Consider the following 14,427-nt stretch of genomic DNA (forward strand, 5'->3'; position numbering starts at 1 on the left):
CATATTCGAAAATATCTAGGTGGGTTGGGTCCCACGGTGGACGACGTGGTCGGCGAACTCGGGCCGCCCCGGCGCTGGGGGGTGGGGCGGCGGCCCCGCCCCCCCCACGGCGACCTGCACGACCTCGGCGTCACCCCCGCCCAGGGCCGCGTCCTGCGCGTCGTCGGCCGCTGCGAGGACCCCCCGCGCATGGGCGCCGTCGCCGAGCACCTGCACATCGCCCCCCGCTCCCTGACCGACCTCGCCGACCCCCTGGAGCAGGCCGGGCTGCTGCGCCGCACCCCCGACCCCGACAACCGCCGCTCCACCCTCCTGGACCTCACCCCCGCCGGCCGCGCCGTCCTCGACGAGCTGCACCGGCGCTCGCGGGAGTCGGCGGCCGCCGCGTTCGCCGTCCTGGAGCCCGAGGACCGCCGCCGGCTGCTGGACCTGCTGCGCCGGCTGGAGGGGGCGCTGGCCTGACCCGCCGCCGGGCGGGGTGACCGCCGGTGGGGCCGTGGATACCCTCGGGTCACCCCGAGGGGGTGCGAGGCAGCGATCGACGGCAGGAGGAGGTGCACGTGCTCGACCCCGTCCCGCCGACGCCGGGCACCGACCGCCTCCGGCTCGACCTCGCCCTCCAGGCCGCCGACCTGGCGCTGTTCGACTACGACCTGCGCACCGGCCGGCTCATCGCCGACGACCGGCTCGCCGCCCTCCTGGGCGGGCCGCCGGACACCAGCGCGACCGGCCTCGCCGACCACCTGGCCGACCTCACCGCCCCCGGGGAGATGGGCCGGTTCCGCGACACCGTGACCCGGGCCGTCGAGACCGGCGGCTCGTTCCACGTGGAACTGCGGCTGCGGCCCCGCGAGGGCGCGCCCTCCTGGCTCGGCGTCCGCGGCCGCGTCCTGCTCGAGGACGGCGTCCCGGCCCACCTGCTCGGCATCGCCCACGACGCCGGCCGCGACCACCGCGTCGACCTGGCCAGCGCGCTGGAGTCCCTGCCCGCCGCCTACTACGCGCTCGACCACGACGGCCTGCTGCGCACCCTGAACGCCGAGGCCGAGCGCCTCACCGGCCGCCCGCGCGCCGAGCTGCTCGGCCGCCCCTGGGGGGACGTCTTCTCCCTGGCCGCCGGGTCCGACACCGACCGGGTCCTGCAGTCGGTCGAGCGCACCGGCCGCGCCGAGACGGTGGAGCTGCTGCACCCCGAACCGCTCGCCCTGTGGTGCGAGCTGCGCGCCTGGCCCGACGGCGAGGGCACCAGCGTCCTGCTGCTGCCCTCCGGCGCGCGCCGCGCCGCCGAGGAGGCCGCCCACCGCGCCACCACCCAGGTGCAGGTCCTGGCCGCCGTCGGCGCCCACCTGTCGGGGACGCTGGACGCCGAGACGGCCGTCGCCCGGCTCTCCGGGATCCTCGTCCCCGTCCTGGGCGACTGGTGCATCGTCTCGGTGATCGACGACCACGGCACGCTGCGCGACGTCGGCTGCCAGCACGCCGACCCGGCCCGGCAGGACGTGCTGGAGTCCTACCGCTCGCACCGGATGCGCGCCGTCGTCGAGCGCAACCCCGACGGCCCGCCGTACATCCTCCAGGCCGTGCGGACCGGCCGTCCCGTGACGCTGCCCGTCCCGGCGGTCGACGCCATCCGCGCCCTGCTCGGCGACGGCCCCGCCGCCCGCGAGATCGACGAGCTCGACCCCGAGTTCGTCACCGTGCTGCCGCTGCGGGCCCGCGGCCGCACCGTCGGCCTGGTCACCCTGGCCCGCGACCACGGCCGCCGGCCCTTCGACCCCGAGGACCTCGCCACCGCCTCCGGCGTCGCCGAGCGCGCCGCGCTCGCCCTGGACAACGCCCGCCTCTACGGCCAGCAGCAGAGGATCGCCGAGGGGCTGCAGCGCGACCTGCTCACCGCGCCCGCCCAGTCCCCGCACTGGCAGACGGCCGTCCGGTACCGCCCGGCGGCGCGCGCCGCGCAGGTCGGCGGCGACTGGTACGACGCCTTCCACCAGCCCGACGGGTCCACGATGCTCGTCATCGGCGACGTCGTCGGCCACGACATCGGGGCCGCGGCCGCCATGGGCCAGCTGCGCAACCTGCTGCGCGGCATCTCCTTCGCCGCGCCCGACGGGCCGGCCGGCCTGCTGGGCCGCCTCGACGCCGCGATGGCCGGCCTGGGGCTGCCGACGATGGCGACCGCCCTGGTGGGCCGGCTCGACCCGCGGCCCGACGGGGTGCGCCTGGAGTTCTCCAGCGCCGGGCACCCCGCCCCGGTCATGCTGCGCCGCGGCGGCGCGGCCGTCCCGCTCGTCGTCGCCGACGGCCGGGACGGGCCCGACCTGCTGCTGGGCATCGACCCGGGCACCGCGCGGCACGACGGCGAGCTGCTGCTGCGCGCCGGCGACACCGTCCTGCTGCACACCGACGGCCTCGTCGAGCGGCGCGACCAGAGCCTGGACGTGGGCACGGCGCGGCTGCTCGACGCCGTCTCCCGGCACGCCGGGCTGGGCCTGGAGGACCTGTGCGACGCGCTGCTGGACGAGCTGCTGCCGCCGCGGCCCGAGGACGACGTGGCCGTCGTGGCGGTGCGGATCACCTGATCCCGACCCACGGTCCCGTTTCCCCCCGCCGGGCACCCCGCGTGCAGCACAATCACCGACTGTGAGCGCCACCGGGACCGGGGACCTGTCGAGGGGATCGGTCGCCTGGCGCGCCGGGGCGGTCTGCGCCGGCCTGGTCGTGCTCCTGGGCGGGCAGCTGCTCGACACCAACGACTGGTTCCCGCTCGGCTCCCTGTCGCAGTACGCGACGCCCCGGTCGGCCGACGGCAGCGTCGTGTCCACCTCGCTGGAGGGCACCACCGTCGACGGCGAGGTCGTCGAGGTCCCCATCACCCCCGCCGGGGTCGGGCTGTCCCGCGCGGAGGTCGAGGGCCAGGGGCAGCGGATCATCGCCCACCCCGAGCTGCTCGGGGAGCTGGCCCGCTCCCGCGCCCGGCTGCACCCCGACGAGGTGCCGCTGCGCGAGCTGCGGCTGGTGCGCAGCGAGCGGCAGCTGCGCGACGCCCGCCTCGTCGGCCCCACCGACGTCCGCGTCCTCGCGACCTGGACCGCCTCGTGAACCGCGTCTCCGCGTTCCTGGTGCCCGCGCTGCCCCGGGCCCGCGTCGCGTGGCTGCGGCTGCTGCTGGCCTGCTTCGCCCTCCTCGACGCCCTGTTCCTCACCCGGCACGTCTTCGCGCACGTCCACGTCGGGGCGTTCTGGCGCCCCACCCTGCTGGGCCGCGTGCTGCACTTCCCGCCCCCCACGACCCTCACCGCGTCGCTGGCGGTGACCGCGATGGTCCTCGGGATCGTCCTGGCCCTGCCCCGCCGCACCCGCCACCTCGCCGGCTGGCTCAGCTCCCTGGGCTACCTGTCGTGGACGCTGTGGTCGATGGGGTTCGGCTACGTCGCCCACGACCACCTGGCGATCGTCGTCGCGATGGTCGTGCTGCTGACCGCCGGGCGCGCCGACTTCGACGACCCCACGCCCTCGCGCCGGGCCGGGTGGGCGCTGCGCTGCGTGCAGATCGCCACCGTGATGACCTACGCCGGGTCCGCGGTCAGCAAGTGGGTCCGCTCCGGGACGCCGTGGGACTGGGCCAACGGCGCCGTCACCGTGTGGGCCGTCACGCGCCGCGGCTCGGCCCTCGGCGACTGGGTCGGCCGGTTCCCCGCGTTCCTCGTCGCCGTGCAGTGGGTCGTGCTGGTGTGTGAGTTCCTGGCCCCCGTCGCGCTGTGGCTGCGCGGCCGGTGGCTGGCGTGCGCGGTCGGCGCCGCGCTGCTGTTCCACCTCTCGACGTACCTCACCCTCGGCATCCACTTCCTGCCGACGGTGGTGTGCTGGGCGGCGTTCCTGCCGCTGGAACGGCTGCGGGCGCCGCGGCCGGTGCCCGTGCCGGAACCGGTGGGCGTCTGAGGCGGGCCGCGCGGCCTCACCCCACCTGCAGCACCGGCGACGGGTCGTCCAGGTCGACCAGGAACACCCCCGGCCCGGGGCCGGCGACCACCGCCTCCCCGCCGGGCCACCACGACCCGCTCCCCCCGGCCCCGGCCCACCCGCCCGTGGGTCCGGCGTGGTTGGCCAGGACGACCGGGACCCGGTACCGGCGAGCCACCTCGGCCGCCCGGTCCGCGTCGGCGCGGTACCCCTGCGGTGAGAGCAGGACCCCCAGGAGCCAGGCGTCGGCCCCGCCCGCCTCCACCGCCTGGGCGTCGTCGCCGAGGTCGGCGCAGACGCCGAGGGCCAGGCGCCGGCCGTCCACGTCGAGCACGTGCGCGCCCCGGCCGGGGGTGAACGCGGCCCGCTCGGCCCCGAACAGGTTCCGCTTGTCGTAGAGCCCCACCGCACCGCGCCCGTCGACGACCACGGCGGACAGGTGCCGCTCCCGGTCGCAGGCGGTGGGGGCGCCGACGACGGCGGTGACCGCGCGGCGCCGGCACTCCTCGCGCAGCGGGAGCAGCCGGGGGTCCGCCGGGGTCAGGACGAGCGAGGCGTCCCCGGCGACGGCCGCCGGCAGGTACCCGGTGAGGGACAGCTCCGGGAACAGCACCACCCGGGCCCCGGCCGCGGCCGCGGTGGCGACCGCCCGCACGTGCCGGTCGACGTTGGCCTCCACGTCGAGGTCCCGCGAGACGGTCTGGGCCAGGGCGATCAGCACGGGACCGCCGCTCAGCGCTCGGTGCGGCGCCGGGAGCAGCGGCGAGCGTGCACCGCGAACAGGACGGCGGCGAGGGTGAAGGCGCTCGCGGGCACGTACCCGAGGGCCTTCTCCCCGCTGAGGGCCTGGATCCACTGCGGCATCGAGATGGCCAGCATGGCCACCGCGAGGGCCAGCCACGTCGTGGTCTCCTGCGACGAGGTGGCCTGCTGCGGGGTGCGTCGCTGCGTCATGCGATCGACCCTGCCCGACGGGAGCACGGCCCCCATCCCCCGTCGGTCGCAGCGCCGGTCACCGTTCGGACGACGAGCCGTCCACCCGCCCCAGCAGCAGCGCCAGGTGCAGCGCGGTCCGGTCGCGGCCGTCGTCGAGGTCGTACCCGGTGACCTCCTGCACCCGCCGCAGCCGGTGGTACAGCGTCTGCCGGTGGATCGACAGGGCCTGCGCGGTCCGCTGCGCCGACCCGGCCAGGTCCAGGTAGGTGCGGGCGGTCTCGACGAGGTCGGCCAGGGCGGGGTCGTCCAGCAGCGCCCGCGCGCGCTCGTCCACCACGACCGCGGCCAGCGCGGCGGGCTCGGACAGCGCGTGCAGCCGCCACGCCCCCAGCCGCTCCCACTCCCGCACCCCGGGGCCGCCGGAGCGCAGGGCGGCGTCGGCCTGCCGCCAGCCGGTGTGCGCGGACGTCGCCGGCACCGCCCCGGAGACCCCGGCCGCCACCCCCGCCGGGTGCTGCGGCGACAGCGCCGCCGCGGCCCTCCCGGCGATGTCGGCCCCCACCAGCGGGGCGGGGACGACGAGCGCGGCCCGGTGCCCGACCCCGGCGGTCAGGACGGCCCGCGGCAGCAGCCAGCCGTTGACGACGCCGGTGGGGCCGCCGTCGGCCGCGGCCAGCGCCACCACCGTCACCGTCGCGGTCAGCAGCCCGTCGCGCCGCAGCTCCTCCACCGCGCGCGCCCGCGACCCCGCGTCGGGGGACAGCAGCTCCCCGACCGCCCACGTCGTGCGGTCGGCGGTCCGGGCCCGGGTGGCCAGGTGCGCGGCGAGCAGGTCGAGGGCGTCGTGGACGCGGTCGAGGTGCTCGGTCCGCACCCGCCCGTGCGGGTCCAGCAGCCACAGGTACCCGTACGTCACCGCGCGCCAGCGCACCGGCAGGCACCACCGCGCCAGCCGCCCGGTCGCCGGGTCGCCGGGGATGGGCAGCGGCCCGGTGGCGCGGGCGATGCCGAACCCGGCGAACAGCTCCTGCACGAGCGGGTCCGAGCGTCGCCGCAGGATCGACCGGCGCCGCACCTCGTCGATGTCGTCGTCGTGGCCGGAGGAGGCCACCAGCAGCAGGTCGCGGTCCTCCAGGGTCGCGGGCGCCCCGGTGAGCTCGGCGACGGTGTCGACGAGGTCCTGCACCTGGTCCGTGGCGTTCACCCGCCGATCATCCACCTGGATGACGGCGGGCTCCCGATCCGTGACGGGTGTCGGTGGCCCCGCCGCGCCGGGACGCCTAGCGTCGAGGTGTGTTCGGACAACTCCTCCTCGGTGTCGCCGGCAACAGCGGGGTCCGCCGGCTCGTCACCGGCAGCACCCTCAGCCGCCCCGTCGTCGCCCGCTTCGTCGCCGGTGACGACGTCGAGGCCGCCACCCGCGCCGTGCGCGACCTCGCCGGCGGCGGCATCGCCGCCTCCCTCGACCGCCTCGGCGAGGACGTCACCACTCCCGCGCAGGCCGACGAGACCGTCGCCGGGTACTCCGAGCTGCTCGACCGGCTGGCCGCCGAGGGCCTCACCGCGGGCAACGAGATCTCGATCAAGCTGTCCGCCCTCGGGCAGGGCCTGGGCCCCGACGGCCCGCACCGGGCCACCGAGCGGGCCCGCGCCCTCGTCGAGCGGGCGCACGCCGCCGGGGTCGACGTCACCGTCGACATGGAGGACCACACCCGCGTCGAGGACACCCTGGAGACGGTGCGCGCGCTGCGCGAGGACTTCCCCCGCACCGGCTGCGTGCTGCAGTCCATGCTGCGCCGCACCGAGGGCGACGCCCGCGACCTGGCCCGCGCCGGGTCCCGCGTCCGGCTCGTCAAGGGCGCCTACAACGAGCCCCCCGAGGTCGCGTACCCGGCGAAGGCCGACGTCGACAAGGCGTACGTCCGCTGCCTGCGGACCCTCCTCGACGGCGGCGCCTACCCGATGATCGCCACCCACGACCTGCGCCTGGTGAACCTCGCCGAGGGGCTGCTGGAGGGCCGGCCCGCCGGGTCGGCCGAGTTCCAGATGCTCTACGGCATCCGCGCCCCCGAGCAGCAGCGCCTCGCCCGCACCCACGCGGTGCGCGTCTACGTCCCCTACGGCACCGACTGGTACGGGTACTTCTCCCGCCGCCTCGCCGAACGCCCCGCCAACCTCGCGTTCTTCGCCCGCTCGCTCGTCGCCGGCTGACCGGCCGCCTAGGAGGAACCCCAGTGCAATCCGTCACGGACGTCCCCGCGCCCCGCAACGAACCCGTCCACTCCTACGCCCCCGGCTCGCCCGAGCGCGAGCGCCTCACCGCCGCCCTCGCCGACCACGTCGCGAACCCCGTGGAGCTGACCCAGACCATCGCGGGGGAAGCGGTCCTGGGCGCCGGCGAGCGCGTCGACGTCGTCCAGCCGCACCGGCGCGCGAGCGTCCTGGGCACGTTCGGCACCGCGACCCGCGCCGACGCCCGCGCCGCCGTCGACGCCGCGCTCGCGGCCCGCCACGACTGGGCCGCGATGGACTACGACGACCGCGCCGCGGTGTTCCTGCGCGCCGCGGACCTGCTGGCCGGGCCGTGGCGGGAGAAGATCGCCGCCGCGACGATGCTGGGCCAGTCGAAGACCGCGCAGCAGGCCGAGATCGACGCCCCGTGCGAGCTGGTCGACTTCTGGCGCTGGAACGTCGCGTTCGGCCGCCGGCTGCTGGAGGAGCAGCCCGTGTCGAGCCCGGGGGTGTGGAACCGGCTGGACCACCGCCCGCTGGAGGGTTTCGTCTACGCGATCACGCCGTTCAACTTCACCGCCATCGCGGGGAACCTGCCGACGGCCCCGGCGCTGATGGGGAACACCGTCGTGTGGAAGCCCTCGCCGACGCAGACCCTCGCGGCCTGGCACACCCTGAAGCTGCTGGAGGCGGCCGGGTTGCCGCCGGGCGTGGTGAACCTGCTGACCGGCGACGGCCGGGACGTCTCGGAGGTCCTGCTCGCCGACCCGCACCTGGCCGGGATCCACTTCACCGGCTCCACCGCGACGTTCCAGCACCTGTGGCGGACCGTCGGGGAGAACATCGGGACCTACCGGACGTACCCGCGGCTGGTGGGGGAGACCGGCGGCAAGGACTTCGTCGTGGCCCACCCCTCGGCCGACCCGCAGGTCCTGAAGAACGCCCTGGTCCTGGGGGCGTTCGAGTACCAGGGGCAGAAGTGCTCCGCGGCCTCGCGGGCGTTCGTGCCGCGGTCGGTGTGGGACGTGGTGGGCGAGGAGTTCCTGTCCACCGTCGACTCCCTCACCTACGGCGACGTGAGCGACCTGTCGAACTTCGGCGGCGCCGTCATCGACGCCCGCAGCTACGCGAGGAACGTCGAGGCGATCGAGCGGGCGAAGGCCACCGACGGGCTGACGATCGCGGCTGGCGGCACCTACGACGACTCCGAGGGGTTCTTCGTGCGCCCCACGGTCGTCCTGGGCGACGACCCCACCGACGCGGCGTTCCGCGAGGAGTACTTCGGGCCGCTGCTGGCCGTCCACGTCTACGACGACTCCCGCCCCGGGGCGTGGTCCGACGTGCTGCGCACCGTCGACTCCGGCGCCGCGTACGGCCTGACCGGCGCGGTGATCGCGACCGACCGGGCCGCGGTCGCGCAGGCGTCGGAGGCGCTGCGGTTCGCGGCGGGGAACTTCTACGTCAACGACAAGCCCACCGGCGCGGTCGTGGGCCAGCAGCCGTTCGGGGGGTCGCGGGCCTCGGGCACGAACGACAAGGCCGGCTCGATCCTGAACCTGCAGCGCTGGACGAGCCCGCGCGCGGTCAAGGAGACGTTCGTGGGCCCGACGACGCACCGGTACCCGCACATGGGGTGATTGGGGACCCGTGGACCCGGGTATGAGCAGCGCATGACTCAACCCACCGGGTCCACGCGGGCCGACGACCTGAGCGTCACGCACGGGCCGGGTCCGACGACCTCGTCGGCCCCCCGGGCCGACGCCGGCGTCGGGGAGCTCCTGGGGCAGCTCACCGAGCAGGTCTCGCACCTGGTGCGCGACGAGGTGCAGCTCGCGAAGATGGACCTCGCCGCCAAGGGCAAGAAGGCCGGCGTGGGGATCGGGATGTTCTCCGGGGCGGGCCTGCTGGCGTTCTTCGGGGTCGCCGCCCTGGTGACGACGGCGATCGTCGCGCTGTCGGCGGCGGTGCCGGCCTGGCTGGCGGCGCTCATCGTCGCGGTCGTGCTGTTCGCGGCGGCGGCGGTGCTGGCGCTGATGGGCAAGAAGGAGGTCCAGCAGGCGACGCCGCCGGTGCCGCAGGCCGCGGTCGACGGGATCAAGCAGGACGTCCAGGCCGTCAAGGAGGGTTTCCACCGATGAGCCAGAGCACCCCCACGGACCGCGACGAGCTGCAGCGCGACATCGAGCAGACGCGCGCGCGGCTCGCGGCGACCGCGGACGCCCTCGCCGCGAAGGCCGACGTGAAGGCGCAGGCGCAGGCCAGGGTCGAGGACGTGAAGGCCGGCGCGCAGCGGAAGGTGCAGGACGTCAGCGACAGCGCGCCGGGGACCCCGACGCAGCAGACCGCCGTCCTCGTGGGCACGATCGTGGCGGTGACGGCCGTGGCCGTCTGGCTGGTCGTCCGCCGCCGCTGATCCACACCCCGCCTGTGGACAGTGTGGACAACCCTGTGCACAGGTGGGGTGGGAGTCCTCTCAGCCGAGTTCCTTGCGCACCAGCGGAGCCACCTCGGTCCCGAGCAGCTCCACGGCACGCATCACGTCCGCGTGCGGCATCGTGCCGGCGGACAGGTGCAGCATGAACCGGTCGATCCCGAGGTGCTGGTGCTGGAACAGGATCTTCTCGGCGACCTCCTCGGGGTTCCCGACGAGCAGGGCGCCGCGGCGCGAGCGCGCCGCCTCGTAGGAGGTGTGCGAGAAGTACCCCCAGCCGCGCTCCTGGCCGAGCTGGTTCATGACGGCCTGGTAGGGCTTGAAGTGGACGGCCTCGGCCTGGGCGGTGGTGGGGGCGACGAACCCGTGCGAGTGCGTCGCGACGCGCAGCACCGACTCGTCGTGCCCGGCGTCGCGGCCGGCCTGCTTGTACAGCTGGACGAGCGGGGCGAACTGCTCGGGCATCCCGCCGATGATCGCCAGGGCCAGCGGCAGGCCGAGGGTGCCGGCCCGCACGACGGACTGCGGGTTGCCGCCGACGGCGATCCACACCGGCAGCGGCTGCTGCACGGGCAGCGGGAACACGCCCAGGCCGGGGATGCCCGCGCGGTGCCTCCCGCCGGCCCAGGTGACGTTCGCCGGGTCGGACCGGATCGCCAGCAGCAGGTCCAGCTTCTCGGCGAACAGCTCGTCGTAGGCGTCGAGGTCGTAGCCGAACAGGGGGAACGACTCGATGAACGACCCGCGCCCGGCCATGATCTCGGCGCGCCCGTCCGAGAGCCCGTCGAGCGTGGCGAACTGCTGGAAGACGCGCACGGGGTCGTCGGAGGACAGGACGGTGACGGCCGTGGACAGCCGGATGCGGCGGGTGCGGCTCGCCGCGGCGCCCAGGACGACGGCGGGCGCGGACGCGGCGTAGTCGGGGCGGTGGTGCTCGCCGAGGCCGTACACGTCGAGCCCGACCTGGTCGGCCAGCTCGATCTCCTCGACGACCTCGCGGAGCCGCTCGGCGTGGGAGACGGTGCCGCTGCCGTCGGCGTACGGCGTCGTCTCCGCGAAGGCGCTGATCCCGATCTCCACCACGAACCCCCAGATGTTGAACTTTCAACGACAGACTCCAGCGTACCCTCACCCGAGCCCCGGGCACCACACCCGCCCGGCCCTCCGCCCGACCCCCGCAGGGTCACCCGACGACAGGACGCGACCGTGAACGCCCGCGACGACCTCCTCGGCATCGGCGCCGTCGCCCGCCGCGCCGGCCTGTCCGTCCCCGCCCTGCGCTACTACGAGGAGCGCGGGCTCGTGCGGGCCGTCCGCGACGCCGGCGGCCGCCGCCGCTTCCCCCGCCACGTCCTGCGCCGCCTGGCCGTCATCGCCGCCGGCCAGCGCGTCGGGCTGTCGCTGGCCGACATCGCCGACGCCCTCGCCGCCCTGCCCGCCGACCGCGCCCCCACCCCCGGGGAGTGGGCCGCCGTGGGGCAGGTCTGGCAGCGCCTCCTCGACGCCCGCCTGCGCGAGCTGCAGGACCTGCGCACCTCCCTGGACGGCTGCATCGGCTGCGGTTGCCTGTCGCTGACCCGCTGCGACCTGCTCAACCCCCGCGACGGCGCCGCGGCCGAGGGCAGCGGCTCCCGGTGGCTGCGCGAGGCCGGGCACGCGCCCCGCCCGGCCCCCGACGCAGCGCCCGGGTGAGCCGGGCCCACTAGGTTCGACGTCGTGGTCGCCAACCTGCCCTTCGGGCCCGAGTCGCAGCTGCGCCGGGCCTACGAGGCGGTCGACTGGGCCGCGACCCCGCTGGGCGACCCCTCGACCTGGCCGCACACCCTGCGGCGCGCGCTCGAGCTGGTCCTGGAGACCCGCTTCCCGGCCTTCATCGGCTGGGGACCGGACCTCACCATGCTCTACAACCAGCCCTACGCCGACGTCATGGGCGACAAGCACCCCGCCGGCCTGGGCCGGCCCACCCGCGAGGTGTGGGCCGAGACGTGGGACGAGCTGGCCCCGCTGTTCGACGCCGCCCTGGCCGGCGACGCCCTCTGGTTCGAGGACCTGCCCCTCACCATCGACCGCAGCGGCTTCACCGAGGAGGCGTACTTCACCTTCTCCTACTCGCCCGTGCGCGACGACGACGGCCGCATCGCCGGCGTCCTCGACGTCGCCGTCGAGACCACCCGCCAGGTGCAGGACCACCGGCGCCTGGAACTGCTCAGCCGCCTCGGCGACCTCGCCTCCGAGCTGCAGCCCCCCGCCGAGCTGGCCCGCAAGGCCCTCGACGTCCTGGCCACCGCCCCCCTGGACCTGCCCGGCGTCGACCTCCAGCTGCCCGGGACGCCGACCCACCTGCCCGCGCCCGACCGCGCCCTGTCCCCGCGCGAGGTCCTCGTGCGCGAGGACCCCGGCGGTCACCGCCTGGCCTGGGTCCGCATCCCCGCGGCCCTCGGCGGGGAGTCGCCCGGCGTGCTCGCCGCCCGGCTCAGCGACGTCGTCCCCGCCGACGCCGCCTACCGCGACTTCCTGCGCCTGGTCGCCGCCACCGTCGGCGACGCCCTGTCGGCCGCCGCCTCCTACGAGGCCGAGCGCCGCCGCGCCGACCTCCAGCAGTGGCAGGCCCAGCGCCTGGCCGGGCTCGTCGCCGTCGCCCAGGCCCTGCCCGCCGTCGACAGCGACGACGACGTCCTGCGCATCCTGGGCCGCGGCGCCGCCGGTCTGCTCGGCGCCGACGGCATCGTCCTGGGGCTCCTCGGCGACGCGGGCGTGCAGGTCCTCGGCGACGCGGGCGACCCCGCCGCCGCCGCCCTCGACGCCGCCTTCAGCGGCACCGCCGTCGTCGACGAGGACCCGACGACCGCGGCCTGGCCGCTGTGGGTCGGCGACCGCGTCATCGGCGCCCTCGGCCTGTCCTGGCGCACCCGCCGCCACCTGGCCGCCGAGGACACCGACGTCATCACCGCCCTCGCCGCCTCCACCGCCCAGGCCCTCGAGCGCGTCCGCGCGACGCGCTCCGAGCGGGCCGCCGCCTCCGCGGTCCGCGCCATGGCCGAGACGCTCCAGCGCAGCCTGCTGACCTCCGCCCCCCGCCCCGAGCACCTCGAGATCGCCGTGCGCTACTCCCCGGCCGCCGAGCACGCCCAGGTCGGCGGCGACTGGCACGACGCGTTCCTCACCGCCGCCGGCACCGCCTGCCTCGTCATCGGCGACGTCACCGGCCACGACCAGGACGCCGCCGCGGCCATGGGGCAGGTCCGCAACCTGCTGCGCGGCATCGGCTACAGCCTGGAGGTCTCACCCGCCGCGGCGCTCGCGGCCCTGGACCGGGCGATGCGGGACCTGGGCGTGGGGGCGCTGGCGACGGGCATCCTGGCGACCATCGAGCCGCTGGAGACGTCCTCGCACTGGCGGCTGCGCTGGTCGAACGCCGGTCACATGCCGCCGCTGGTCCTCTCCCCGGACGGCTCGGTGGAGGTCCTGCGGACCAACCCGGACCTGCTGCTGGGCCTGGACGCGGAGTTCGCCCGCGCCGACCACGTCCACGGTCTGCCGCCGGGGGCCACGGTGCTGCTGTTCACCGACGGCCTCGTCGAGCGCCGCGGCGCCTCGGTCGACGACGGCCTGGCCTGGCTGGCCCGGACGGCCGGGACGTTCGCGGGCATGGACCCGGCCGAGATCTGCGACCACGTGCTGGAGCTGGTGCTCGGTCACGCCGAGGACGACGTCGCCGTCCTGGCCGTCCGGGTCCGGCCCGAACCGGACGCCGCGGTGCCCGTCCCCTCGTAGATCCCCTCGCAGAGCCCCTCGCGGGTCCTCGCGTAGCCGCCGTCCTCGAGCCCGGCCCAGCGCTCGAAGACGTTGAGGTGCGGGCGGTTGCCGGTCACGAGGGCGTTCAGCCCGTACAGGGCGAGGAAGGGGACGGTGCCCAGCAGGGCGTACTGGTCGGCGTGCTTCAGCTCGTGGCGCCGGCGCGCGGGACCGCCGAGGCCGCCGTGCAGCCAGACGTTGCCCAGGGTGGTCCCGCCGCGGCCGTAGCTGCCGCGGGGCATCCCGGAGGCCTCGACGAAGAGGTCGTCCCCGAGGGTGAGGGTGGCGCCGTGGACGCGGGCCCAGCCCAGCGCGACCACGGAGACCGGGAGGTTGCGGACGGCCCGGAAGACGACCCAGGCCCGGCGTGCGTCGACCACGGGCCGACGGTACTTCAGAGAGCGGACGACGAGACTCGAACTCGCGACCCTAACCTTGGCAAGGTTATGCGCTACCAACTGCGCTACGTCCGCAACGTGCGGGGACGACTCTACACGCCCCGCGGGGCCCGCCGCGACCGGCCGTCACCCGGTGGCGAGCACGCTCCGCGCGAAGGCGGCCGCGCGCTCGCGCAGCGCGTCCTGCCGCTGGGACACGCTCAGGCCCGGGTCGGGCCGCAGCCGGGGCGTGGCCCGCAGCACCCGCACGTTGTCGCCGCAGGCCAGGTCGGTGCACAGGTAGGTCCCGACGGTGTTCAGCGCGCGCCCGGACGCCCCGGCGCGGGCGGCGACGAACAGCCCGACCTCGCCGGGGGAGCGGGTGGTGCGGCACAGGTCGCACATCGCCGCGGTCCGCACCCCCTTGCCGGGGGTCGCCCGCAGCGCCAGGCCGACGACGGCCTCGCCCAGCGGGACGAGCAGCCACCCGCGCTCGGGGGCCTTGGGGTCGCGCCAGCCGACGACCTCGCGGGCGGGGTCGCAGCCGTGCACCCACTCGGGCACGCGCATCCGGTGCGCCTCGCCGCGCGAGCAGTTGGTCATGGTGGAGCGGATGGCCTCGTCGGTCAGCTGACCGGCGTGCAGTTCCAGCGTTGCGCGTGGCACGGACGTCTCCTTCGAGGTGCAAACCCGG

General features: G+C 76.1%; 16 protein-coding genes and 1 tRNA gene. 10 read left to right on the forward strand and 7 right to left on the reverse strand.

The window, feature by feature from the left end; all coding sequences use genetic code 11:
- The 4 genes from ACRYM6_RS18345 to ACRYM6_RS18360 all read left to right on the forward strand — a co-directional run.
- Positions 1-462: MarR family winged helix-turn-helix transcriptional regulator (locus ACRYM6_RS18345; protein WP_432544323.1), on the forward strand; the 462-nt coding region annotated here is incomplete at its 5' end.
- Positions 463-560: 98 nt separating this feature from the next.
- Complete coding sequence (locus tag ACRYM6_RS18350) at positions 561-2,582, forward strand: SpoIIE family protein phosphatase (RefSeq protein ID WP_432544324.1); 2,022 nt, start codon at positions 561-563, stop codon at positions 2,580-2,582.
- 61 nt (positions 2,583-2,643) lie between these two features.
- Positions 2,644-3,102, forward strand: a complete 459-nt coding sequence (locus tag ACRYM6_RS18355; protein WP_432544325.1) for a hypothetical protein — start codon at positions 2,644-2,646, stop codon at positions 3,100-3,102.
- On the forward strand, positions 3,099-3,941 hold the full coding sequence (locus tag ACRYM6_RS18360) for a hypothetical protein (protein ID WP_432544326.1): 843 nt from the start codon (positions 3,099-3,101) through the stop codon (positions 3,939-3,941). Before ACRYM6_RS18355 ends, ACRYM6_RS18360 begins: the two co-directional genes overlap by 4 nt.
- Positions 3,942-3,957: 16 nt before the next feature.
- Here the strand turns inward: ACRYM6_RS18360 and ACRYM6_RS18365 are convergent, their stop codons facing one another.
- The 3 genes from ACRYM6_RS18365 to ACRYM6_RS18375 are packed head-to-tail and all read right to left on the reverse strand — an operon-like array spanning position 3,958 to position 6,102.
- Entirely contained in the window at positions 3,958-4,683 is a 726-nt protein-coding gene (locus ACRYM6_RS18365; RefSeq protein WP_432544327.1) for a carbon-nitrogen hydrolase family protein, read from the reverse strand.
- Between the two features lie 11 nt (positions 4,684-4,694).
- Positions 4,695-4,916, reverse strand: a complete 222-nt coding sequence (locus tag ACRYM6_RS18370) for a hypothetical protein (RefSeq protein ID WP_432544328.1) — start codon at positions 4,914-4,916, stop codon at positions 4,695-4,697.
- A gap of 58 nt (positions 4,917-4,974) precedes the next feature.
- Positions 4,975-6,102 (reverse strand): PucR family transcriptional regulator, encoded by a 1,128-nt coding sequence (locus ACRYM6_RS18375; protein ID WP_432544329.1) that lies wholly within the window; start codon positions 6,100-6,102, stop codon positions 4,975-4,977.
- An 89-nt stretch (positions 6,103-6,191) separates the two neighbouring features.
- Between ACRYM6_RS18375 and ACRYM6_RS18380 the strand changes: the two genes are divergently transcribed.
- From ACRYM6_RS18380 to ACRYM6_RS18395, 4 genes are read left to right on the forward strand one after another with little or no spacing between them, the layout of a single operon-like run.
- Positions 6,192-7,109 carry a proline dehydrogenase family protein gene (locus tag ACRYM6_RS18380; RefSeq protein WP_432544330.1) on the forward strand — a complete coding sequence of 306 codons (918 nt, stop codon included), beginning with the start codon at positions 6,192-6,194 and terminating at the stop codon, positions 7,107-7,109.
- 23 nt (positions 7,110-7,132) lie between these two features.
- Entirely contained in the window at positions 7,133-8,767 is a 1,635-nt protein-coding gene (pruA, locus tag ACRYM6_RS18385) for an L-glutamate gamma-semialdehyde dehydrogenase (RefSeq protein WP_432544331.1), read from the forward strand.
- A 33-nt stretch (positions 8,768-8,800) separates the two neighbouring features.
- Positions 8,801-9,268: a phage holin family protein gene (locus ACRYM6_RS18390; RefSeq protein ID WP_432544332.1), complete on the forward strand. Its 468-nt coding sequence runs from the start codon at positions 8,801-8,803 to the stop codon at positions 9,266-9,268.
- Positions 9,265-9,543: a DUF3618 domain-containing protein gene (locus ACRYM6_RS18395; protein ID WP_432544333.1), complete on the forward strand. Its 279-nt coding sequence runs from the start codon at positions 9,265-9,267 to the stop codon at positions 9,541-9,543. The genes ACRYM6_RS18390 and ACRYM6_RS18395 overlap by 4 nt, the downstream gene beginning before the upstream one ends.
- A gap of 60 nt (positions 9,544-9,603) precedes the next feature.
- Here the strand turns inward: ACRYM6_RS18395 and ACRYM6_RS18400 are convergent, their stop codons facing one another.
- The gene (locus tag ACRYM6_RS18400) at positions 9,604-10,641 is read right to left on the reverse strand and encodes an LLM class flavin-dependent oxidoreductase (RefSeq protein ID WP_432544334.1); all 1,038 of its coding nucleotides are present in this window, start codon (positions 10,639-10,641) and stop codon (positions 9,604-9,606) included.
- Between the two features lie 126 nt (positions 10,642-10,767).
- Between ACRYM6_RS18400 and soxR the strand changes: the two genes are divergently transcribed.
- Together soxR and ACRYM6_RS18410 are read left to right on the forward strand one after the other, a co-directional pair.
- On the forward strand, positions 10,768-11,253 hold the full coding sequence (gene soxR / locus ACRYM6_RS18405) for a redox-sensitive transcriptional activator SoxR (protein ID WP_432544335.1): 486 nt from the start codon (positions 10,768-10,770) through the stop codon (positions 11,251-11,253).
- Between the two features lie 24 nt (positions 11,254-11,277).
- Positions 11,278-13,335: a SpoIIE family protein phosphatase gene (locus ACRYM6_RS18410; RefSeq protein WP_432544336.1), complete on the forward strand. Its 2,058-nt coding sequence runs from the start codon at positions 11,278-11,280 to the stop codon at positions 13,333-13,335.
- On the opposite strand, the gene ACRYM6_RS18415 is transcribed toward ACRYM6_RS18410, so the two are convergent.
- The 3 genes from ACRYM6_RS18415 to ACRYM6_RS18425 form a co-directional block, all read right to left on the reverse strand.
- Entirely contained in the window at positions 13,257-13,736 is a 480-nt protein-coding gene (locus ACRYM6_RS18415; protein WP_432544337.1) for a hypothetical protein, read from the reverse strand. The two genes, ACRYM6_RS18410 and ACRYM6_RS18415, sit on opposite strands and share 79 nt — an antisense overlap.
- Positions 13,737-13,756: 20 nt before the next feature.
- Positions 13,757-13,829 (reverse strand) — tRNA-Gly (locus tag ACRYM6_RS18420).
- 51 nt (positions 13,830-13,880) lie between these two features.
- Entirely contained in the window at positions 13,881-14,399 is a 519-nt protein-coding gene (locus tag ACRYM6_RS18425; protein WP_432544338.1) for an FBP domain-containing protein, read from the reverse strand.
- Positions 14,400-14,427 lie beyond the last annotated feature (28 nt).

This window comes from Kineococcus rugosus (assembly GCF_050871975.1).
Lineage (GTDB): Bacteria > Actinomycetota > Actinomycetes > Actinomycetales > Kineococcaceae > Kineococcus.